The sequence below is a fragment of the uncultured Arenimonas sp. genome, assembly GCF_963976025.1.
Classification (GTDB): Bacteria; Pseudomonadota; Gammaproteobacteria; order Xanthomonadales; family Xanthomonadaceae; genus Arenimonas.
This window is the reverse complement of sequence record NZ_CAXBJS010000001.1, coordinates 13656-32805: the sequence shown is the minus strand read 5'-3', so window position 1 is coordinate 32805 and position 19150 is coordinate 13656. Positions and strand designations below refer to the sequence as shown.

Annotated in this window: 21 protein-coding genes; 18 read left to right on the top strand and 3 right to left on the bottom strand. The window is 69.1% G+C overall.

What is annotated here, in order from left to right; genetic code table 11:
* Positions 1-115 precede the first annotated feature (115 nt).
* The 9 genes from AACZ35_RS00170 (at position 116) to AACZ35_RS00130 (ending at position 8742) form a co-directional block, all read left to right on the top strand.
* Positions 116-748 (top strand): ParA family protein, encoded by a 633-nt coding sequence (locus tag AACZ35_RS00170; RefSeq protein WP_339824554.1) that lies wholly within the window; start codon positions 116-118, stop codon positions 746-748.
* 15 nt (positions 749-763) lie between these two features.
* Positions 764-1240: a histidine phosphatase family protein gene (locus AACZ35_RS00165; RefSeq protein ID WP_339824552.1), complete on the top strand. Its 477-nt coding sequence runs from the start codon at positions 764-766 to the stop codon at positions 1238-1240.
* A gap of 4 nt (positions 1241-1244) precedes the next feature.
* Entirely contained in the window at positions 1245-1823 is a 579-nt protein-coding gene (locus AACZ35_RS00160) for a YceI family protein (RefSeq protein WP_339824550.1), read from the top strand.
* Between the two features lie 7 nt (positions 1824-1830).
* A complete protein-coding gene (locus AACZ35_RS00155) occupies positions 1831-3672 on the top strand; it encodes a phospholipase D family protein (RefSeq protein ID WP_339824548.1) in 1842 nt (613 codons plus the stop codon).
* Between the two features lie 107 nt (positions 3673-3779).
* Complete coding sequence (locus tag AACZ35_RS00150; RefSeq protein ID WP_339824546.1) at positions 3780-4388, top strand: YkvA family protein; 609 nt, start codon at positions 3780-3782, stop codon at positions 4386-4388.
* A 61-nt stretch (positions 4389-4449) separates the two neighbouring features.
* A complete protein-coding gene (locus AACZ35_RS00145; protein ID WP_339824580.1) occupies positions 4450-4830 on the top strand; it encodes a hotdog fold thioesterase in 381 nt (126 codons plus the stop codon).
* 58 nt (positions 4831-4888) lie between these two features.
* Complete coding sequence (locus AACZ35_RS00140) at positions 4889-5680, top strand: lysophospholipid acyltransferase family protein (protein ID WP_339824543.1); 792 nt, start codon at positions 4889-4891, stop codon at positions 5678-5680.
* Between the two features lie 4 nt (positions 5681-5684).
* Entirely contained in the window at positions 5685-6713 is a 1029-nt protein-coding gene (locus AACZ35_RS00135) for an alpha/beta fold hydrolase (protein ID WP_339824540.1), read from the top strand.
* 10 nt (positions 6714-6723) lie between these two features.
* On the top strand, positions 6724-8742 hold the full coding sequence (locus tag AACZ35_RS00130) for a tetratricopeptide repeat protein (RefSeq protein ID WP_339824537.1): 2019 nt from the start codon (positions 6724-6726) through the stop codon (positions 8740-8742).
* Positions 8743-8768: 26 nt separating this feature from the next.
* Here the strand turns inward: AACZ35_RS00130 and AACZ35_RS00125 are convergent, their stop codons facing one another.
* Positions 8769-9563, bottom strand: a complete 795-nt coding sequence (locus AACZ35_RS00125) for an undecaprenyl-diphosphate phosphatase (RefSeq protein WP_339824535.1) — start codon at positions 9561-9563, stop codon at positions 8769-8771.
* 247 nt (positions 9564-9810) lie between these two features.
* Here AACZ35_RS00125 and glnA point away from each other — a divergent pair, with 247 nt between their 5' ends.
* The 3 genes from glnA (at position 9811) to AACZ35_RS00110 (ending at position 12991) form a co-directional block, all read left to right on the top strand.
* Entirely contained in the window at positions 9811-11220 is a 1410-nt protein-coding gene (glnA, locus tag AACZ35_RS00120; RefSeq protein WP_339824532.1) for a type I glutamate--ammonia ligase, read from the top strand.
* A 71-nt stretch (positions 11221-11291) separates the two neighbouring features.
* The gene (locus tag AACZ35_RS00115; protein ID WP_339824530.1) at positions 11292-11750 is read left to right on the top strand and encodes a GNAT family N-acetyltransferase; all 459 of its coding nucleotides are present in this window, start codon (positions 11292-11294) and stop codon (positions 11748-11750) included.
* Between the two features lie 38 nt (positions 11751-11788).
* Positions 11789-12991, top strand: coding sequence for a hypothetical protein (locus AACZ35_RS00110; protein ID WP_339824527.1), 1203 nt, complete (start codon positions 11789-11791; stop codon positions 12989-12991).
* Between the two features lie 9 nt (positions 12992-13000).
* Here the strand turns inward: AACZ35_RS00110 and AACZ35_RS00105 are convergent, their stop codons facing one another.
* Positions 13001-13615 carry a TetR/AcrR family transcriptional regulator gene (locus AACZ35_RS00105; RefSeq protein ID WP_339824525.1) on the bottom strand — a complete coding sequence of 205 codons (615 nt, stop codon included), beginning with the start codon at positions 13613-13615 and terminating at the stop codon, positions 13001-13003.
* A 111-nt stretch (positions 13616-13726) separates the two neighbouring features.
* Here AACZ35_RS00105 and AACZ35_RS00100 point away from each other — a divergent pair, with 111 nt between their 5' ends.
* The 6 genes from AACZ35_RS00100 to AACZ35_RS00075 are packed head-to-tail and all read left to right on the top strand — an operon-like array spanning position 13727 to position 18613.
* Positions 13727-14380 (top strand): CPBP family intramembrane glutamic endopeptidase, encoded by a 654-nt coding sequence (locus AACZ35_RS00100; RefSeq protein WP_339824522.1) that lies wholly within the window; start codon positions 13727-13729, stop codon positions 14378-14380.
* Between the two features lie 57 nt (positions 14381-14437).
* Positions 14438-14845: a GntR family transcriptional regulator gene (locus tag AACZ35_RS00095; RefSeq protein ID WP_339824519.1), complete on the top strand. Its 408-nt coding sequence runs from the start codon at positions 14438-14440 to the stop codon at positions 14843-14845.
* Entirely contained in the window at positions 14842-15726 is an 885-nt protein-coding gene (locus AACZ35_RS00090) for an ABC transporter ATP-binding protein (protein ID WP_339824516.1), read from the top strand. The genes AACZ35_RS00095 and AACZ35_RS00090 overlap by 4 nt, the downstream gene beginning before the upstream one ends.
* Positions 15723-16400, top strand: coding sequence for a hypothetical protein (locus AACZ35_RS00085; RefSeq protein ID WP_339824514.1), 678 nt, complete (start codon positions 15723-15725; stop codon positions 16398-16400). The genes AACZ35_RS00090 and AACZ35_RS00085 overlap by 4 nt, the downstream gene beginning before the upstream one ends.
* Before the next feature lie 4 nt (positions 16401-16404).
* The gene (locus AACZ35_RS00080) at positions 16405-17529 is read left to right on the top strand and encodes an acyltransferase family protein (RefSeq protein ID WP_339824512.1); all 1125 of its coding nucleotides are present in this window, start codon (positions 16405-16407) and stop codon (positions 17527-17529) included.
* 40 nt (positions 17530-17569) lie between these two features.
* Positions 17570-18613, top strand: coding sequence for an ATP-binding protein (locus AACZ35_RS00075; protein ID WP_339824511.1), 1044 nt, complete (start codon positions 17570-17572; stop codon positions 18611-18613).
* A gap of 20 nt (positions 18614-18633) precedes the next feature.
* Here AACZ35_RS00075 and AACZ35_RS00070 read toward each other — a convergent pair whose 3' ends face one another.
* Positions 18634-19122: a hypothetical protein gene (locus AACZ35_RS00070; protein ID WP_339824509.1), complete on the bottom strand. Its 489-nt coding sequence runs from the start codon at positions 19120-19122 to the stop codon at positions 18634-18636.
* Positions 19123-19150: the final 28 nt, after the last annotated feature.

The window sequence follows — 19150 nt, the reverse complement described above, 5'->3', positions numbered from 1 at the left end:
AACCGATGGATTCGTTCAACCTCACACACTCGTCTAGAGTTTCTGCTCGGCCGCCGTTCCCAGGCCGTGCCGGCCGGGGTAGAGTGGAGCTTCGTCCCGCAGCGGAGTCCCGTTGATGCGCACGATCCTGGTCGCAAGTTCGAAAGGCGGCGCCGGCAAGTCCACGGTCGCCACCAACCTGGCCGCGTATTTCGCGCTCGATGGCAAGGCCACGGCCATCCTCGACGCCGACAAGCAAAAATCCTCGACCCACTGGTGCGAGAAGCGCGCCCACCTCGAATCCGCGGTGCTGCCGCTCGACGGCTGCCGGCGCAACTGGGACAAACACCTGCCCGACGGCATCGCCCGGCTGGTGGTCGATGCGCCCGCCGGCGCCATGGGCGACGACCTCAAGGACTTCCTGGACCGCGCCGACGCCGTCGTGGTGCCGGTGCTGCCTTCGGCGATCGACATCGAGGCCACCGTGCCCTTCCTCGACAGCCTGGTCACCCACCCGCGGGTGAAAAAGGGCAAGCTGCCCGTGGGCCTGGTCGGCAACCGCCTCAAGCCCTGGACCAGCGCCTCCCAGCAGGCCATGGCCCAGCTGCAGGCCTGGCCCTACCCGCTGGTCGCCCAGCTGCGCGACACCCAGGCCTACGTGCTGCTGGCCGGCCTGGGCAAATCCGTATTCGACTACCACTCCGAGCAGGTGCGAAGCCATCAGGAAGACTGGGCTCCGCTGCTGCGCTGGCTCAAGAAAGCCCTCTGACCGACAAGGAACGTCATGCGCGAACTGATCCTGCTGCGCCACGCCCACGCTGAACCGCCCGCCCCGGGCCAGGACGACCTCGACCGGCCGCTGTCCCTCCAGGGCCAGGCCGAAGCCGAGGCCGCCGGCCGCTGGCTCAAGGAACATGGCTACCTGCCCGACCGCGTGCTGGTGTCGCCGGCCCGGCGCACCCGCGAAACCTGCGAGACGGTCATGGCCTCGCTGGGCTACTTCGAGTGCCGGCAGGAAGACCGCATCTACGACGCCACCCCGGGCCGGCTTATCCAAATCGCCGACGAAAACAACGACGTCGCCCGGCTGCTGATGATCGGCCACAACCCCGGCTTCGAGCAGCTGGCCGCCCTGCTGGCATCGGGCCAGTCCGGCGACTTCCGCGGCATGCCCGCCGGCGGCGTGGCCGTGCTGACCCTGCCCGACGAAGCCACGCTCGAACCCGGTATCGCCCGAATCGCCGCCTTCTGGTGGCCCTGAGCCAATGAAACCCGGTCCGGCTGGCGCCGGCCTGGCCCTGGTGGCCGGCCTCTGGCTGCCCGGCTGGTCGCTGGCGATCGGCCCGGAAGATTCCCCGCTTATAGATGCCGCCGCCTCGCGCGCGGGCATCGAGGTGGACCTGCGCCTGGGCGGCCGCGTGCGGGGCGATTTCCAGGCCATGGAAGGGCGCATAGACCGGCTCGAGGACGAGCGCCTGCAGGTGTCGGTGCGTCTGGACGCCCGCAGCCTGGTACTCGACGGCCCGGCCTGGATGGGCCGTTCGATGCGCTCGCCCAAGTTCCTGGACGTCGAGGCCCATCGCTGGATCCACTTCCGCTCCGAACCTTTCGCGCCCGAACTGGTGCGCAAGGGCGGCACCCTGGCCGGCACCGTCGAACTGCGCGGCGTGGCCCGTCCGGTGGCCTTCCAGGTGGCGCCTTCGGCCTGCGAAAACCCCGGCTACGATTGCGACATCCCCGTGGCCGGGCAGGTCAGCCGGCGCGACTTCGGCATGGAGGCCTACCGGGTCTGGCTGCGCGACGAGGTAGGCTTCGACTTCCACGTCCGCCTCCGGCAACCCTGAGACCGCCATGTCCCCCCGCCTGGCCCTGCCGCTGCTCCTGGTCCTGTTCGCCTCCGGCTGCGCCACGCTCAGCCGCAGCGACCTGCGTGCCGCCACCGATATCGTCGAATCCGGCCACGCTGCCGCCCGCGACTGCCGCGACGGCAACGACCCGGCCTGCCGCCCGGTGGCTTCGCCCCTGCTCGCCCTGGGCGGCGAGGCGATTGCCGCGTCCACCGCCGAGGCGCCGCACCACTACGTCACGTTGCTCGACCGCGGCCAGGACGGCCTGATCGCCCGCCTGCACCTTATCCGTGCCGCGCGCGAAAACATCGACCTGCAAAGTTTCATCTACGACGTCGACGACTCCGGCCTGCTGGTGCTCGACGAGCTGCTGGCCGCTGCGCGCCGCGGCGTGAAGGTGCGCCTGCTGCTCGACCAGCTCTACGGCCTGCCCGACCCCGGCCTGCAGGCCGCGCTGGCCGGCGCCCATCCCAATTTCGAGCTGCGCCTGTACAACCCGACCTTCGGCGAAGCCAAGACCCAGCCCCTGCAGTACGCGGCCGGCATCGTCTGCTGCTTCCGCAAGTTCAACCGACGCATGCACACCAAGCTGCTGCTGGTGGACGGCACGGTCGGGGTCACCGGCGGCCGCAACATCCAGGACCGCTATTTCGACTGGGGCGAAAGTTACAACTACCGCGACCGCGACATCCTCGTCGCCGGCCCGATCGCCGCGGCCATGAAGGAAAACTTCGAGGCCTTCTGGACCTTTGAACAAAGCCACCCGGCGCATACGCTCAAGGACGTTGCCGAGCGCCTGATCCGCGAGGGCGGGGTGCCCGCGCACCGACTGCTCGACCCCGCCCGCGAGCGTTCACCGCGGGTGCTGGCCATGGCCGAGGCCGTCACCGACGGCGCCGCCGTGTACGAACGCCTGGCGCCGCTGACCCTGCCCGTGGGCCAGGTCGAATTTTTCGCCGACCTGCCGGAAAAGCACATCGGCGAACAGCCCGCGCACGAGGATGCCTCGCGGGCCATGCGCGACCTGGTCGATTCCTCCCGCGACGAACTGGTCATGCAGACGCCCTACCTGGTGCTGTCGCGGCCGGCGCGCAAGCTGTTCCGGGAAATGCACGCGCGCACCGACGCGCCCGAGGTCATCGTTTCGACCAATTCCCTGGCCGCGACCGACGCCTTCCCCGTTTACGCGATGAGCCACAAGTACAAGCGCCTGTACCTGCGCGAGCTGGGCTTCCAGATCTTCGAGTACAAGCCCTATCCCGAGGACGCACCGATCGATGTCGCGGCCACCGGCGTGCTGGGTCCCCGTGAGGCCGCGCTGCCGATCTTCGGCTCCGGCTCGTCCGGCTCGGCCTCGGGGCCGGTGCCGCTCAAGCGCGCCGGCGTGCGGGTGGGCCTGCACGCCAAGTCCATCGTCGTGGACGACCGCATCGGCGTGGTCGGCAGCCACAACTTCGACCCGCGCTCGGACAAGCTCAACACCGAATCGATGGTGGTCGTTCACGACAGCCAGTTCGCCGGGGCCCTGCGCGCCAGCATCCAGCGCGACATGATCCCGGCCAATGCCTGGACCATCGCCCGCCAGGAAAAGCCGCCGGTGCTGTCGGGCCTGAACTACAGCCTGGGCAAATTGTCGGAAAAGCTGCCGATCTTCGACATCTGGCCCTTCCCCTACGCCAGCAGCTTCGAGCTGCGTGAAGGCTGCAACCCGCTGCCGCCCGAAGACCCGCGCTTCTACACCTGTTACCAGGACGTGGGCGCCTTTCCGGAGGTCGACCTGCCCCTGAAAACCGTCTACACCCGCATCCTGACGGCCTTTGGCGCCGGCCTGGTGCCCATTCTCTGACCCGCCCGCCAGCCTGGCCGGATCCACCCGCCACTGCGTTCGATTGACGCTGCTGGCGGCCCGGCCTAGGCTGCGCGTTCCTGTAAACGTCTGCCGGAATCGCCCGCATGCCCCTTTCGATCAGCTTCGAACTCTCCGACCGCGACCTCGCCCACTTCACGAAGGCCATGGAAACGGCGCGCGCGTCGGCCGGCAACAAGTCCGCCGACGAAATCATCAACGCCGCGGCCGGGCTGCTCAAGGGCGCCAACATCGCCGACCTGCCGGACTTCATCAATGAGCGCCTGGACCGCCTGGACGCCATGATCGCCATGCTGCGCGACGATGGCTGGCACCTGCCCGAAGAAGACAGGCAGCGCGTGCTGTCGGCCTTGGTCTATTTCGCCGACCCGGCCGACGTCATCCCGGACAGCGTGCCGGTGCTGGGTTACTTCGACGACGCCATCGCCATCGAAATGTGCGTCAAGGACCTCAAGCACGAGCTCGACGCCTACGACGAATTCTGCGAGTTCCGCCAGGGCGAGGCCGAGCGCCGCGGCCTGGACCCGGCCAAGGCCGGTCGCGCCGACTGGCTCGAAGCCCGCCGCGACGAACTCGTCGACCGCATGCACCGCCGCCGCAACCGCGAACTGGGCGGTGGCTACGGCGACAGCTCGGGTTACGCGCGCCGCGGCTACACCTCGGCCTACCGCCCGGGCATGCTGCGCGTCCGCTGAGCCTGGCAAGCGCGTGACCGACCCGTTCCGCCAGCGGCCCGGCGTCGATGCTCTCAATGCCCTGTTGCCCGGCACCGCGCCGGGCAACCTGGGCATCGTGCTGACCGAACACGGTCCCGACTTCCTGCGCGCCACCATGCCCGTGGACGCGCGCACCAAACAGCCCTTTGGCCTGCTGCACGGCGGCTCCTCGGTGTTGCTGGCCGAAACCCTGGCCAGCCTGGGCGGTTACCTGTGCCTGGATCCGGACTCGGGCCAGCAGCTGGCGGGCCTGGAAATCAACGCCAACCACATCAAGGCCGTCACCGAAGGCCAAGTCACCGGCACCGCGCGCCCGATCCACCTGGGCCGCGCCACCCAGGTCTGGGAAATCCGCATCGAAGACGACAGGGGCCGCCTGGTCTGCATTTCGCGCATGACCGGCGCCGTCATCGGCCGCTGAACGCAGCGTACCGCTGCGTCGGGTGTCGCCGGGCCCCGCTTGCGGCACAATGCCGGCAATGTCCGTAATCACTGAAGCGACCCGCCCGTCGCGCGACTGGCGCCGGCCGCTGCGCTACCTCTGGCGATTCCCGTTCCTGGTGCTGCACCTGCTGGTGGGGCTGCCAATCACGCTGCTGCTTATCAATCCGATCAGCGCGCGCATCGACGTGCGCGGCGAACGCCTCGACCACCTGGCCGTGCGCCTTTGGTCGGGCACGCTGATGCGGATCTTCGGCTTCCGCCTGCGCCGCTACGGCACGCCGCTGCCGGGCGCGGTGATGTTCGTGGCCAACCATGTCAGCTGGATCGACATCGAACTGATGCACAGCCAGCGCATGATGGGCTTCGTGGCCAAGGCCGAAATCGCCCGCTGGCCGCTGGTGGGCTGGCTGGCCAGCCGCGGCGGCACCATCTACCACCACCGCGGCAGCAACGATTCGCTGCACGGGGTGATGCACCAGATGGTGCAGCGGCTGGAACAGGGCCTGTCGGTGGGCGTGTTCCCGGAAGGCCGCACCACCCGCGGCGACGCCATCGCCACCTTCCACGCGCGCATCTTCCAGCCGGCGGTGCTGGCCGGCGTGCCGGCGCAGCCGGTGGCGCTCAAGTACGGCCTGCGCGGCAACGCCCAGACCATCATCGCCTTCGGTGAGCGCGAGAACTTCTTCCAGAACTTCGTGCGCCTGCTCGGCGAACCCGCCCGGGTGGCGGAAGTGCACTTCCTGGAACCCGTGGCCGCCAGCGAAGACGGCCGGCGGCGCATGGCCGACACCTGCCGCGCGCGCATCATCGCGGCCATGGCGGGCTGAAGGCATGACCCGGTCGGTCGGCTACCGCCCGCCGCGCTGGCTGCGCAACCCGCACCTGCAGTCGCTGCTGGGCTCGACCACGCTGCGCCGCGCCGCCGGCGAACGCGCCCTGCGCCGGCTGGGCGCAGTCACCACCGAACACCTGGTGGAAGTCGAAGACGGCGTGCGCCTGCAGGGTTTCCACAGCGCCCTGCCGGGCCGCGACCCGCGTGGCCTGGTGCTGCTGCTGCACGGCTGGGAAGGCAGCGCCGACTCGAGCTACATGCGCCATACCGCCGCCACCATGCTGGCGCGCGGCTTCGACGTGTTCCGGCTCAACTTCCGCGACCATGGCGACACCCATCATCTGAACCCCGACCTGTTCCACTCCTGCCGCCTGGCCGAAGTGGTGCAGGCGGCGGGCGAAGTCTCCCGGCGCTTCCCGGCCCGGCCGCTGCTGGCGGCGGGTTATTCCCTGGGCGGCAACTTCGCGCTGCGCCTGGCGCTGGCGGCCCCGGGCGCCGGCGTGCCGCTGGTGCACGCCGCGGCCGTGTGCCCGGCCATCGACCCGGCGGCGGTGCTGCGCACGCTCGAAGGCGGGCCGCGGTTCTACCACTGGTACTTCATGAAGAAATGGCGCCGGTCGCTGCAGCGCAAGCGCCAGCTGTTTCCCGAGCTGCACGACTTCGGCGACGACGTGCTGGCCATGGACATGCGCGCGCTGACCGGCTGGATGGTCAAGCGCCACACCACCCTGGCCGGCATCGATGACTACTTCGAAGGCTATTCGGTGTCCGGCGGCCGCCTGGCTGCCCTGCAGGTGCCGGTGAGCGTGCTGGCCGCGGCCGACGACCCGGTGATCCCCGTCGACGGTTTCCCGGGCCTGCAGCTGCCGGCCCATTCGCGCCTGGAAATCGCCGATTTCGGCGGCCACTGCGGCTTCCTCGAGGGCCTGCACCTGGGCGGCTACGGCGAACGCTGGGTCGCCGACCGGCTGGAAGAAGCGGCCCGGGAGGCCGGGGCGGCTACAATGGTCGTTTCCGCGCCTGCCTGAAGACTCCCTCATGATCGTCGACATCATCGAAGCCATGCGCCGTGGCGACATCGCCGCCGCGCTGGCCGCCGCCCGCGACACCCTCGCCGCCGAGCCCGACAACGCCTCCGCCCACCACCTGCTGGGCGTGTGCCTGCAGCAGAAGGGCGACCTGGCCGGTGCCCGCCAGGGCTTCGAGCGCGCGCTTGAACTGGCCCCCGACGTCGCGGCCCACCATTTCAGCCTGGCCACCCTGAAGCTGGCCGAAGGCGACGCCGCCGGCGCCATCCGTGGCCTGCAGGACGCCCTGGTGCTGGACCCGAACCAGCTGGGCGCCTACGTGCTGCTGGCCCACCTGGCCCTGGGCCGCGGCGACCGGGCCGAGGCCGAGCGCAACCTGCGCCTGGCCCAGCGCGTGAACGCCGAGCACCCGCAGGTGCGCGTCATCGAAGGTTACGTGGCCCAGGCCCAGGGCGACGGCGACAAGGCGCTGAAGTGTTTCACCGCCGCCGCCGAAGCCGACCCCAACCTCGCCGCCGCCCAGCTGGCCCTGGGCCAGGCCTACCTGTCGCGTGGCATGTGGCCCTTCGCCGAACAGGCGCTGGTCAACGCCCTGCGCCTGGACAATTCGCGCGCCCCGACCACCCTGCGCGCGCTGGTCGAAGCCCGCCGCCGCCAGGGCAAGGCCGAAGAAACCCTGGCCACCCTGGACGAGCTGATCGCCATCGCGCCGGCCGACCCGATGGCCCGCGTGCTGCGTTCCGAACTGCTTATCGACTACGGCCGCGACGCCGACGCCGTGGCCGACCTGTGCGCCGTGCTCGACGCCCACCCGACCCAGGCGCCGGTGCTGGCCCAGGCCGTGGCGCTGCTGGTGCGCGGCGGCCGCCCGGACGAAGCCAAGGTCCGCGCCGAAGCCGCGCTGGAGAAGGCCCCCGACCAGGACGAACTGTGGAAGGTGCGCCTGAACGTGGCCGGCATGCTGGGCGAAGAAGCCAAGCCCGTGCTCGACCGCTGGTTCAAGGCCATGCCGCAGTCGGCGGCCTGCCTGGAAATGCTCAGTGCCTACCACGACGCCCAGGGCCAGCCCGAACAGGCCGGCCAGTACGCCGACCAGGCGCTGGCGATCAATCCCGAGCTCTACACCGCCAACCTGCACAAGCTGCGCGCCGAATTCCGCGACGACCCGGCCCTGTCTCTGGCCCGCGCCGAACGCCTGCTGGCGCAGGCCAAGGACGGCCCGGCCCGGCGCACCCTGCTCAGCTGGCGCGGCCTGTCGCTCGACGCCCTGGGTCGCCACGCCGAAGCCGCCGAGGTCTGGCGCGAGATGGTGCGCCTGCCGGTGCCTGGCCAGGTCCTGCCGCCGCCGGCGGTGCCGGCCGGTGAAGCGCCCGCCGGCAAGATCGACGGCATGCTGCTGTGGTCGCCGCCGGGCGTGCGCGCCGAGTTCGTGCTGCGCCAGGCCAAGTCCCAGCTGGGCCCGAAGCTGCGCCTGGACCGCATCGGCAGCGAAGCCGACGGCGACGGCTACGGCGTTCGCCGTCGCGCCCCGGGCCACCCGGAAGCCGGCACCGCGTCGCGCTGGGAAGCCTCGCTGCGTGCCGCCGGCCTGGACCCGGCCGAATCACGCGACTGGCTGCCGCACGTGGACGCCTACACCTTCGCCACCCTGGGCGGCGCCAAGGTGCTGGTGCTGCTGACCGACCCGCGCGACGCGCTGCTGAACTGGATGCTGCACGGCAGCCTGCAGAACTATCACTTCCTGCCGGAAATCAGCCGTTCGGCGCAGTGGCTGGCGGATGTGCTGGAGGCCGTGGCCGACGAAGCCGAAGTCTCGGGCCGCATCGACCTGGTGCGCCTGGACGCCGACGCCGGCGAAGCCGCGCAGCGCATCGAACAGGCCCTGGGCCTGGAAAGCCCGCTGCCGGGCGTGTTCGGCCCCGGCCAGCGCCTGCCGGCCGGCCATTGGCGCCACTACCGCGAAAGCCTGGCCGAAGAGTTCGCCCTGCTCGCGCCGGTGGCCGCACGCCTGGGCTACCCGGCCGAATAAACCGCGGCCAGGGCCGCGGCGGGTGCTCAGCCGCCCGCCGGCAGGCCCAGCAGCAGCGCCGCGCCCAGGCCGATGCGGTACCAGGCGAAGGGCGTGAAGCGGTGGTTGGCGATGTAGGCCAGCAGCCAGCGCACCGCGGCGAAGCCGGTGATCGTCGCGGCCACGAAGGCCACGGCCAGACTGGCCCAGTCCTCGTCGCCGGCCTCGCCTTCAAGCACGGTTTCCATCAGCGCGTAGCCGCTGGCGGCGAACATGGTGGGAATGCCCACCAGGAACACGAACTCCGCTGCGGCTGGCTTGCGGTTCAGGCCCAGCAGCATGGCCATGAAGATCGCCGCCGCCGAGCGCGAGGTGCCGGGAAATACGCCGGCCAGCACCTGGGCCAGGCCCACCGCCACCACGATCGCCCAGGTCACCTGGCTGCTGGGCGGGCCGCGTTCGCCCAGGCGTTCGGCCACCAGCATCCAGACGCCGCCGATCACCAGCGCCCAGGCCACGGGCGTCACCGTTTCCGGCAGCTCCCAGCCCAGCAGCCGCACCGGCAGGCCGACCGCGGCCGTCACCGCGAAGGCGCCGAGGATCTTGAGCAGGTAATCGCGCTCTTCCGGCTGCCGCCAGCCGGTGGCCAGTGCCAGCAGGCGTTCGCGATAGACCAGCGTGATCGCCAGGATCGCGCCGGCCTGGATGCTGATGTTGAACAGGTCCGAACGCGCGCCCAGCCAGTGCTGGGCAATGAGCAGGTGGCCGGTGCTGGAGATCGGCAGGAATTCGGTCAGGCCCTCGATGATGCCAAGCAGCAGGGCGGTCAGCAGGTCGGTCACGGCGGTCCGGGTGGTCTTGGAAGCGCCCAAGCATAACCGCCCCGGTGGGAGGGACTTCAGTCCCGGTGCTTTTCGGGACTGAAGTCCCTCCCACAGGGAAATGCTACTTTCCAGAGCACCATGATGGTGCAAGTAGGAAACCCTGGCGGACCCGGTGGCGTTACCAATCAAGAACTTGGCGGGGAAATGCACTTGGCACGCCCCTTGCACCTACCCCAGCAGACCCAAACCCGCCAGGAAACCTTCCATGCCCTACAGCCACATCGAAAAGCTCATCAAGGACCACGACATCGAGTTCGTGGACCTGCGTTTCACCGACGTGCGCGGCGTGCAGCACCACGTCACCTATCCGGTTTCGATCGTCGAGCCGGCGCTGTTCGAAGACGGCAAGATGTTCGACGGCAGCTCGATCTCTGGCTGGAAGGGCATCAACGAGTCCGACATGGTGCTGCTGCCGGATCCGGAAACCGCGCTGGTCGACCCCTTCACCGCCGACCCGACCATCATCCTGGTCTGCGACGTGCTCGACCCGGCCACCATGCAGGGTTATTCGCGCTGCCCGCGCGGCGTCGCCCGTCGCGCCGAGGCCTACCTCAAGGCCAGCGGCGTCGCCGACCAGGCCTTCTTCGGTCCCGAGCCCGAGTTCTTCATCTTCGATTCGGTGCGCTGGGCCAATGAAATGGGCAACACCTTCTTCGAGATCGAATCCGAGGAAGCGCACTGGAACAGCAAGAAGAAGTACGAAGGCGGCAACACCGGCTACCGCCCGGGCCTGAAGGGCGGCTACTTCCCGGTCGCGCCGACCGACACGCTGCACGACATCCGCGCCGAGATGTGCAAGGTGCTCACCGAAGCCGGCATCGAAGTCGAAGTGCACCACCACGAAGTGGCGAACGCGGGCCAGTGCGAGATCGGCACCAAGTTCAATTCGCTGGTGAAGAAGGCCGACGAACTGTTGACGATGAAGTACATCATCAAGAACGTCGCCCACCGCAACGGCAAGACCGCCACCTTCATGCCCAAGCCGCTGGTCGGCGACAACGGCAGCGGCATGCACGTGCACCAGAGCCTGGCCAAGGGCGGCACCAACCTGTTCACCGGCGACGGTTACGGCGGCCTGAGCCAGATGGCGCTGTGGTACATCGGCGGCGTGTTCAAGCACGCGCGCGCCATCAACGCCTTCACCAACTCGGGCACCAACAGCTACAAGCGCCTGGTGCCGGGCTTCGAAGCGCCGGTGATGCTGGCTTACTCCGCGCGCAACCGCTCGGCTTCGTGCCGCATCCCGTACGTGTCGAACCCGAAGGCGCGCCGCATCGAAATGCGCTTTCCGGATCCGATCCAGTCGGGCTACCTCACCTTCACCGCGCTGATGATGGCCGGCCTGGACGGCATCAAGAACAAGATCGACCCGGGCGCGCCCAGCGACAAGGACCTGTACGACCTGCCGCCGGAAGAAGAGAAGAACATCCCGACCGTCTGCCACAGCCTCGACCAGGCGCTGGAAGCCCTGGACAAGGACCGCGAGTTCCTCAAGGCCGGCGGCGTGATGACCGACGACTTCATCGACGGCTACATCGCCCTGAAGATGCAGGAAGTGACCAAGTTCCGCGCGGCCACGCACCCGCTGGAATACCAGATGTACTACGGCGTCTGATCCGTCACTGGATCAGCGTTTGATGTTCGCGGCCCGGGTAAAACCGGGCCGCACTTCGTTCGGGACCCACGATGAATATCGAGATTGATGACCTGGAGCGGCAGCCGGTCCGCGAGCTCCTGGCTGGCCATCGCGCGCAAATGCTTACGATGTCGCCGGCCTGCAGCGTGCACGCGCTGGATCTGGACCGCCTGCGCCAGCCTGGGATTCACGTCTGGACGGCCTGGGAAGGCGAGTTACTGCTGGGCTGCGGCGCGCTCAAGGAGTTGACGCCGCTGCACGGCGAAATAAAGTCCATGCGCACGGCCGACGCCCACCGAGGCAAAGGAATAGGCCGCACGATGCTGTCCCACCTGCTGGCCGTGGCGCGCGAACGCGGCTACGAACGGGTCAGCCTGGAAACAGGGGCGACGCCGGCCTTCCTGCCGGCCCTGCGCTTGTACGAGTCAGCAGGCTTCCAGCGCTGCGGACCATTCGCCGACTACCGCGAAGATCCGCACAGCGTGTACATGACCCGGTTGCTTGATTGATGCATGCTTTGCCCCGAAGCCTTTGACGGAGCGACCCAGTGAACCAATGGTTCAAGCGCCTCTTTTTTACCGTGCTGTTTCTTCTCGTGGGGTACGTACTCACGGTCCAGGTGCTGCGCTGGATCGCCTTCGGTGATGAAGAAAGCGAAGCGCTGGCGGTGATGGAAGTCGCGCCGGTCGCGCCGGCGGGCGAAAGCGGCTTCAAGTACCTGGCCTACACGGACCTGGTGGTGCCCGAAGACGAACTGGACGCGGCGCTGGCGGCGGACCTCGACGCTTTCATCGCCTGGCATGCCACCGCCGGCGAACGTTTCGCGACGACCGGCGACGTTGTCGTGCAGCCACCCCAGCTTCCCAGCGCGTCCCGCTACCCGCCCCGCGCCGCGGTGGCGCCACCCGACGTGGACTGCGGTTTCCGCGATGAAGACTGCCTCGCCAAACTGCGCGGCCAGGAAGACATCGTCCGCACCTGGCTGGACGCCGAGGCCGAACGACTGGCCCTGGCCGAAAAAGCGCTGGCCGCCGGACACTTCCTCAATCCCTATCCACATGACGTGGCCAGCCCGCTGGCGAACTTCCGCCTGCTGCGCCTGCCGCTCAATGACATCGCCCTGCAGGCGCTGGAGGGCGACGTCGCCGGCGCGCTGCCACGAGCCTGCGCGCTGCTCGCCAATAGCCGCAGGCACCTGCGCAATGACGGCATGCTGATCGAGAAGATCGTGACGGCATCGCTGGCCGAAGGCGCCGGCGCACTGCTGGCCGACTTGCGGGCCCTGGATCCCACCCTGCCCCTGCCCGGCGAATGCAACGCCGCGCTGGAGCCGGTGACCGTGGATGACTACCAGGTCTGCGGCGCCCTGCGCACCGAATACGCAATGCTGGCCGAGCTCTCCCGCCAGACCAACGCCGCCATGGACGGCTGGCGCCTGCCCGCGCGCTGGGTGCTCTACAGCGACAAGCTGCAGCGCGCCTGGAGCGCCAACCACTTCGCGCCGATGTGTACCGCCGAAGGCCAGGCCGCGATCGCACGCGGCGAGATTCCGCAGTTGGAGGTGCAGGACTACGACCGCACCTCGATCAACTTCTGGGCGGCGCCCATCAGCCACATCCTTGCTTCCATCGCGTCACCGGCCTACGGCAACTACCAGCAGCGGCTGCTGGACCATGCCGAAGCACTGCGGGGACATCTGGCGGCGATCATTGCCACCCAGGCCGGGCCGGAGCCGCAGCCCGAATCCTGAGCGAGGGGCTCAGGGCGCGTGCGTGACGCCCAGGTAGGCCAGGAACATTCGCGCCAGTTCTCCGGTGAAACGCTCCAGCCCCACCGCCGGCGGCACGCGGCCGAGCATGATCGCCGTCTGCAGCGTCTGCAGGGTGGTGAACAAGCCCAGTGAAAGCGCCCCGCGTGGATCCGGATGCGTGATTTCATCGGTGCGCTCCGACAGCCAGGCATGCATGGCGCCCATCACTTCGGCGGCGCGCGCTTCCTGCGGAACCGGGTCGGTCGATTGCCAGTGGCCCACCACCAGGGCGCGGATCAGCCGTTGCCGCGCCACCTGGCTTTCGGCGAATACGCCAAGCAGGGCATGCACGCGTTCGGACAGGCCGGCGTCGCGCCAGCGTTCCTGCCCCAGGAATTCATGCAGGCGGGCGAGCTGCTGCTGGTGGACACGGTCAAGCACCAGCGGCAGCAGCGAAGACTTGCCCTGGAACCGTTTGTAGATCGCACCGATGGAAACGTGGGCGCGTTCGGCCACCTGTTCCATGGTCATCAGGTCCGGGTCGCCTTCGGCCAGCAGCGCCTCGGTGGCGGCCAGGATGCGTTCCTGGGTGGCCACGCTGCGGGGCTGCCGGGGTGGATTCACGCGGGCGCGGGTGTGGGCCAATCGGCTGTCCGGGACGGGGCAGCAAAAGTATAGGGCGGTTCTCTTTTGCTTCCGGCAACCTGCCGCCGTTCCCCTGAAAAGGCCGTCGCCATGATTCGCCAACTCCTGATCGTCGCCTGCGTCTTCATTGCCGCCTTCGTGACCCTGCCGATGCTGGGCCTGCCGCTGGCCGGTCCCGTGGCCGTCGTCCTGGCCGCGGTGACGGCAGTGGTCTGCCTGCACCGGCAGGGCGAAGGCTGGGCCGCGCTGGGCCTGGCCCGCCCCGCGCGCCCGGTGCGCACGCTGGCCGCCGGCCTCGGAATCGCCGTCGTGGGCTACCTGGCCGCGATCGCCGCCACGGTGGTGGCGACCCAGGTGTTGGGCTGGCCGCCGATGGTGTCCGGCAAGGTCGGGGCCGTGCAGGGCAACCTGCCGGCGCTGCTGGGCATGCTGGCCATTGCCTGGACCACCGCGGCGATCGGCGAGGAGCTGCTGTTCCGCGGCTTCCTGCAGGGGCGGCTGCAGCGACTTTTCGGTGCCGGGCGCGGCGCCGGCCTGCTCGCCGCGCTGGTGCAGGCGGGCCTGTTCGGCCTGGCCCACGTCTACCAGGGCCCCACCGGCATCCTGGTCACGGGCAGCCTCGGCCTGGTGTTCGGCCTGTTCTACCTGCGGTCCAGGAACCTGTGGACGCTGGTTCTGGCACACGGCCTGATCGACACCCTGAGCCTGGTGGCGCTGTACGCGGGCAAGCTGCCCACCCAATAAGCGGTAAATCCACTGTGCATACTGTGCATATCAAAGCAGCACAGTTAGCCTCCGCGCATGGAACTCTTCCTGTCGGCCAGTGACCCCCGGCCGATGTACCAGCAGATCGCCGACCAGATCACCGCCAAGGTGATGGCCGGCGACTGGGCGCCCGGTCAGTCCCTGCCGTCCATCCGTGAACTGGCGGCGGCCAGCCACGTCAGCGTCATCACCGTGCGCCGCGCCTACGAAGAGCTCGAGCGCGCCGGCGTCATCGCCACCCGCCAGGGCAAGGGTTCGGTGGTCGCCGAGCGTTCCGACCTGCCCACCGTGCTGATGCACGACGAGCTGCAGCGCCAGCTCGAGGCCCTGCTGGCGATCGCCACGCGCCTGGGCCTTTCCCGCGCCGACCTGCACCGCTTCCTCGACGCTGCCGCAGACGCGGCCGAGGCCGGCCCCGACACCCCGAAAGGACACACGCCATGACCCCGGCCTTCTCCCTGACCGGCATCGCCAAGCGCTACCCGCACTTCGCGTTGCGCGACATCACGCTGCAGCTACCCGAAGGCCAGGTCATGGGCCTGGTGGGCGCGAACGGCGCCGGCAAGACCACGCTGCTGCGGCTGCTGACCGGCCTGGCCGCGCCCGACGAAGGCCAGGTCACGGTGCTGGGCCACCGCCTGCCCGGGGCGCAGGTCGCCGCCAAGCGCGACATCGGCTTCGCCTCCGAAGACATGCGCCTGTACCGCGGCCAGAGCCTGCGCTGGCACATGGACCTGGTGAAGAACATCTACCCCGGTTGGGACGAAAGCTACGCCGGCGAGCTGGTGAAGCGCTTCGACGTGCGGCCCGAACAGGCCGTGGGCGGCTTCTCGCACGGCCAGCGGGTCAAGGCCCTGCTGCTGCTGTGCCTGGCCCGCCGCCCGCGCCTGCTGCTGCTCGACGAACCCACCACCGGCCTGGATCCCGTGGCGCGCATCGAAGTGCTTGAAGCCCTGGCCGACGTGCTGCGCGACGAACAGCGCAGCGTGCTGTTCTCATCGCACAACACCCACGACATCGAACAGCTGGCCGACACCATCACCTTCCTGCACCAGGGCCGCCTGGTCGCGTCGGCCGACAAGGACAGCTTCCTGGAAAGCTGGCGCCGTATCGTCTGCCAGGGCGCGCTGCCCGCGGACATCGGCGACTGGCCTGAAATCGCCAGCGCCCGCGCCAACGGCAGCCTGGTCGAGATCAAGGCACGTGCCTGGAACGACACGCTGCCGGCGCGACTGGCCGCGACGGGTCTGCAGGTACAGCGCACCGACCCGATGAACCTGGAAGACATCTTCATCACCGCCGTTCGTTCGGGAGACGTGGCATGACGCTCAACACCCCCGTGATCCGCCTGCTGGTGGCCAAGGACTGGCAGTTGTTCCAGAAGCAGCTGGCCCTGTACGTGCTGGCCGGCATCGTCGCCCTGTGTTTCCTGGGGCTGGCCAAGCCGTGGGCGTTCTACATCGGCTCGCTGATGTTGATCATCGTCACGGTGTCGATTGCCTGCTTCTCGATCTCGACGTCCCTGATGGTCGAGCGCAAGGAAAAAACCCTCGCCTTCGTGATGAGCCTGCCGGTGTCACCGCTGGATTTCACGGTGGCGAAGATCGCCGGCAACGTGCTCACCTTCGCCGTGCCCTTCGCCATCATTGCCGGCGGCACGCTGGCGGTGGTGCTGTTCACGCCGCTGCCCGATGGGCTGTTCGTCTATTCGCTGCTCATCTACGCCTACATCCTGTTCGCCTTCAGCGTGTCCCTGGCGGTGGCGATGTCGGTGGAGTCGGAAGGCTGGGCCACGTTCGCGATGATCGGTTCGATGGTGCTGATCAATCCCTTCATCATGGGTATGTCGCAGATTCCCGCCATCAACGACCGCGTCAGCAAGGACGCCATCGTCTGGACGCCCGAAGCCCTGGGCATTCTGGCGGGCCTGGTGCTGGCGAGTCTCGCGGTGATCGCGGTCACCACCTGGGTGCACGCGCGCAAGCCGGCGTTCTACTGACGCCATGGACGCCAGCGCGACGCAGGACCGGCTGCACTACATGGACCACCTGCGCGCGCTGGCGATGCTGGCCGGCGTGTTCTTCCATGCGGCCCTGGCCTACAGCCCGCTGATGCATGACTTCTGGCCGCTGGCCGACCGGCAATCGTCGGCGTGGGTGGATGTCGCGGCGTGGGGACTGCACCTGGTGCGCATGCCGCTTTTTTTCCTGGTGGCGGGATTTTTCGCAGCCTGGATCCTGGGCCGGCGCGGCGGCATGGCGCTGGCCCGCCAGCGCGTGCGGCGCATCCTGCTGCCTTTCCTGGTTGCCTGGCCGTTGGTGTGGTGGTCCTTGTCGGCGAGCACCGACTGGGCGCTGGCGAACGTGCAGCATCCCTCGCCCCTGCTGGAAATGGTGCGCGCCTGGATGCTGCTGCCGGATCGGCCGCGAATGCCGCCGGGCACGGCGCATCTGTGGTTCCTCTACTACCTGCTGCTGTTCGCGGTCCTGCATTGGGTCGCGCGCACGCTGGAACTGGGTCGCCTGGGCCGGTGGCTGCTGGACCGGCATCCGGCCTGGGTGCTGCTGGGGCTGCCACTGTTGCTGGCCCCGGCGCTGGCCACGGTCAGCGCGCCGCACCCGGCGCCGGAAGGCCTGCTGCCACAATTCTGGGCGCTGGTTTTTTATGGGGCGTTCTTCGCACTGGGCACGCAGGTCCACGCACGGCCGGACTGGCTGCAACGCGCCCGACCGTTCGCACCCTGGCTGTTCGCCGGCTGCGTGCTGCTGTACCTGGTGTTCCTGTGGCGACTGCGGGTTGAACTTCCGGGTTCCGAAACGCCAACCGCCTCCTGGCCGGTCGCCGCGCTCGAAGCGCTGCTAAGCGTCTGGCTGACCGTGTCTTGCCTGCTGGCGGGCCAGCGCCTGCTGAACCGGCCGAACCCGGTGATGCGCTACCTCGCCCAAAGCGCGTACTGGACCTACCTGCTGCACCTGCCGCTGCTGTTCGCCATCCAGTACCTGCTGATGGACCTTGAACTGCACTGGCCGCTGAAGTTCGCGCTGGCCAGCGCCGGCACGCTGGCGCTGTGCCTGCTCAGCTACCAGCTGCTGGTGCGGCACACGCCGCTGCGGCGTTTCGTCGGCTAGGGGCAGCGCGGTCGCCGCCGGCTCCACTATGCTTGCGGGCATGTCGCCCGCCGCGCCCCCGTCCCTGGACCAACTGGCCACGCCGCTCGCCTGGCTGGACGCCGAAGGCAAGCTCGCCGGCTGCACGCCCGCCTTCGCCAGCTGGCTGGGCGTCAGCGCGCGCCGACTGCACGGTCTGTCCCTGGCCGAACTCGACGCCGAAGGCGACCGCCTGGCCGAACTGCTGCCGCGCCTGCCCGACACCGGCGGCGCCCTGCGCGTGCGCCGCGCCCGCCTGGCCAGCCCGGGTGGCAGCGAACGGTTTGCCGACCTGTGGCTGGCGCGCGGCGAAGACGGCGGCCTGTGGCTCGAAGCCCATCCGGCCGACGAATTCCCCGGCGAAGACCCCGCCACCGCCCTGCCGGCGGCGCTGTCGGCCGCGCTCAAGGGCCTGGCCCACGAAATCCGCAACCCGCTGGCCGGCATGAAGGGCGCCGCGCAGTTGCTGGCGCGCCGCGTCGAAGGCGAAGAGTCCACCGAACTCGTGCAGCTGATCAGCGCCGAAGTCGATCGCCTCGCGGCGCTGGTGGACCGCCTGATGAATCCGGCGCCGCCGCGCGACTTCGAACCCACCAACATCCACGCCGTGCTTGAACGCGTGCGCCAGCTGGCCGAAGTCGAAGCCGGCTGGGCCGTGAAACTGGTGCGCGACTTTGATCCGTCACTGCCGGAATTCGCCGGCGACGCCGACCGCCTGGTGCAGGCGCTGTGGAACCTGGTGCGCAATGCGCTTGAATCGGGCGCGTCCAACGTCTGGCTGCGCACCCGCGCCGAACACCACGTGCTGATCGGCGACACCAGCCACCGCCTGGCCCTGCGCGTGGAAATCGCCGACGACGGCCGCGGAGTTCCCGACGACCTGGCCGAACGCATCTTCCTGCCCCTGGTCAGCGGCCGCGCCGAAGGCACCGGCCTGGGCCTGCCGCTGGCCCAGCAGGTTGCACGCGAACACGGGGGATCGCTGGGCTACCGCTCGCGGCCGGGGCATACGGTGTTCACCTTGCTGCTGCCGGCGCCGTCGCCCGAAGCAGTCGCCCCGGACTAGCCGGGCACATGCTTTCGCTTTCAGCGGTTTGTGCTTCCGCCGGGCTTGATCTTTGGATCCAACACCACCCGTCCATGGGGCCCGTCGACGGCGACCGAGTATTCGTAAACCTTCTGGTCGGCTTCCAGATCCACCCAGGTCACCGAGCGCCGGTCGGCCGAGACGGTCGGCGGCAGGAAGTTCGCAGGCCAGCGTGCCTGGTCGAATACGGGCTGGGGCGGCGGCTGGGAGGCGGGGGCGGCGGCCAGGGCGACGGCCTGCCATGGATCGCCCGGAAACCGGCAGCCGGCGCCGTAGGCGGAGTCCTCCAGCGACACCGTGATCCTGACGTCGCCGTGCGGGGTGTTGGACAGGTCGATGTCGCCGTTGGTTTGCGCCACGATCCCGGACACTTCGCCACCGGCAGGCGTCCTGAAGGACTCGCCCAGGTAGGAAAAGCCCAGGACGCCGTCCTTGAGGTTGACGCCGACGTTGACACTGCCGACCTCATTCGGATTGCTGCTCGTCATCTTCTTGCTCCTTCAGGCGCTGCCGCGG

Excerpts from the sequence above, each read along its gene's own strand:
- AACZ35_RS00130 (WP_339824537.1), top strand. The coding sequence starts at position 6,724 with ATGATCGTCGACATCATCGAAGCCATGCGCCGTGGCGACATCGCCGCC.
- AACZ35_RS00155 (WP_339824548.1), top strand. The coding sequence starts at position 1,831 with ATGTCCCCCCGCCTGGCCCTGCCGCTGCTCCTGGTCCTGTTCGCCTCC.
- AACZ35_RS00115 (WP_339824530.1), top strand. The coding sequence starts at position 11,292 with ATGAATATCGAGATTGATGACCTGGAGCGGCAGCCGGTCCGCGAGCTC.
- AACZ35_RS00140 (WP_339824543.1), top strand. The coding sequence starts at position 4,889 with ATGTCCGTAATCACTGAAGCGACCCGCCCGTCGCGCGACTGGCGCCGG.
- AACZ35_RS00160 (WP_339824550.1), top strand. The coding sequence starts at position 1,245 with ATGAAACCCGGTCCGGCTGGCGCCGGCCTGGCCCTGGTGGCCGGCCTC.
- AACZ35_RS00080 (WP_339824512.1), top strand. The coding sequence starts at position 16,405 with ATGGACGCCAGCGCGACGCAGGACCGGCTGCACTACATGGACCACCTG.
- AACZ35_RS00095 (WP_339824519.1), top strand. The coding sequence starts at position 14,438 with ATGGAACTCTTCCTGTCGGCCAGTGACCCCCGGCCGATGTACCAGCAG.
- glnA (WP_339824532.1), top strand. The coding sequence starts at position 9,811 with ATGCCCTACAGCCACATCGAAAAGCTCATCAAGGACCACGACATCGAG.
- AACZ35_RS00075 (WP_339824511.1), top strand. The coding sequence starts at position 17,570 with ATGTCGCCCGCCGCGCCCCCGTCCCTGGACCAACTGGCCACGCCGCTC.
- AACZ35_RS00100 (WP_339824522.1), top strand. The coding sequence starts at position 13,727 with ATGATTCGCCAACTCCTGATCGTCGCCTGCGTCTTCATTGCCGCCTTC.
- AACZ35_RS00150 (WP_339824546.1), top strand. The coding sequence starts at position 3,780 with ATGCCCCTTTCGATCAGCTTCGAACTCTCCGACCGCGACCTCGCCCAC.
- AACZ35_RS00085 (WP_339824514.1), top strand. The coding sequence starts at position 15,723 with ATGACGCTCAACACCCCCGTGATCCGCCTGCTGGTGGCCAAGGACTGG.
- AACZ35_RS00135 (WP_339824540.1), top strand. The coding sequence starts at position 5,685 with ATGACCCGGTCGGTCGGCTACCGCCCGCCGCGCTGGCTGCGCAACCCG.
- AACZ35_RS00165 (WP_339824552.1), top strand. The coding sequence starts at position 764 with ATGCGCGAACTGATCCTGCTGCGCCACGCCCACGCTGAACCGCCCGCC.
- AACZ35_RS00070 (WP_339824509.1), bottom strand. The coding sequence starts at position 19,122 with ATGACGAGCAGCAATCCGAATGAGGTCGGCAGTGTCAACGTCGGCGTC.
- AACZ35_RS00090 (WP_339824516.1), top strand. The coding sequence starts at position 14,842 with ATGACCCCGGCCTTCTCCCTGACCGGCATCGCCAAGCGCTACCCGCAC.
- AACZ35_RS00170 (WP_339824554.1), top strand. The coding sequence starts at position 116 with ATGCGCACGATCCTGGTCGCAAGTTCGAAAGGCGGCGCCGGCAAGTCC.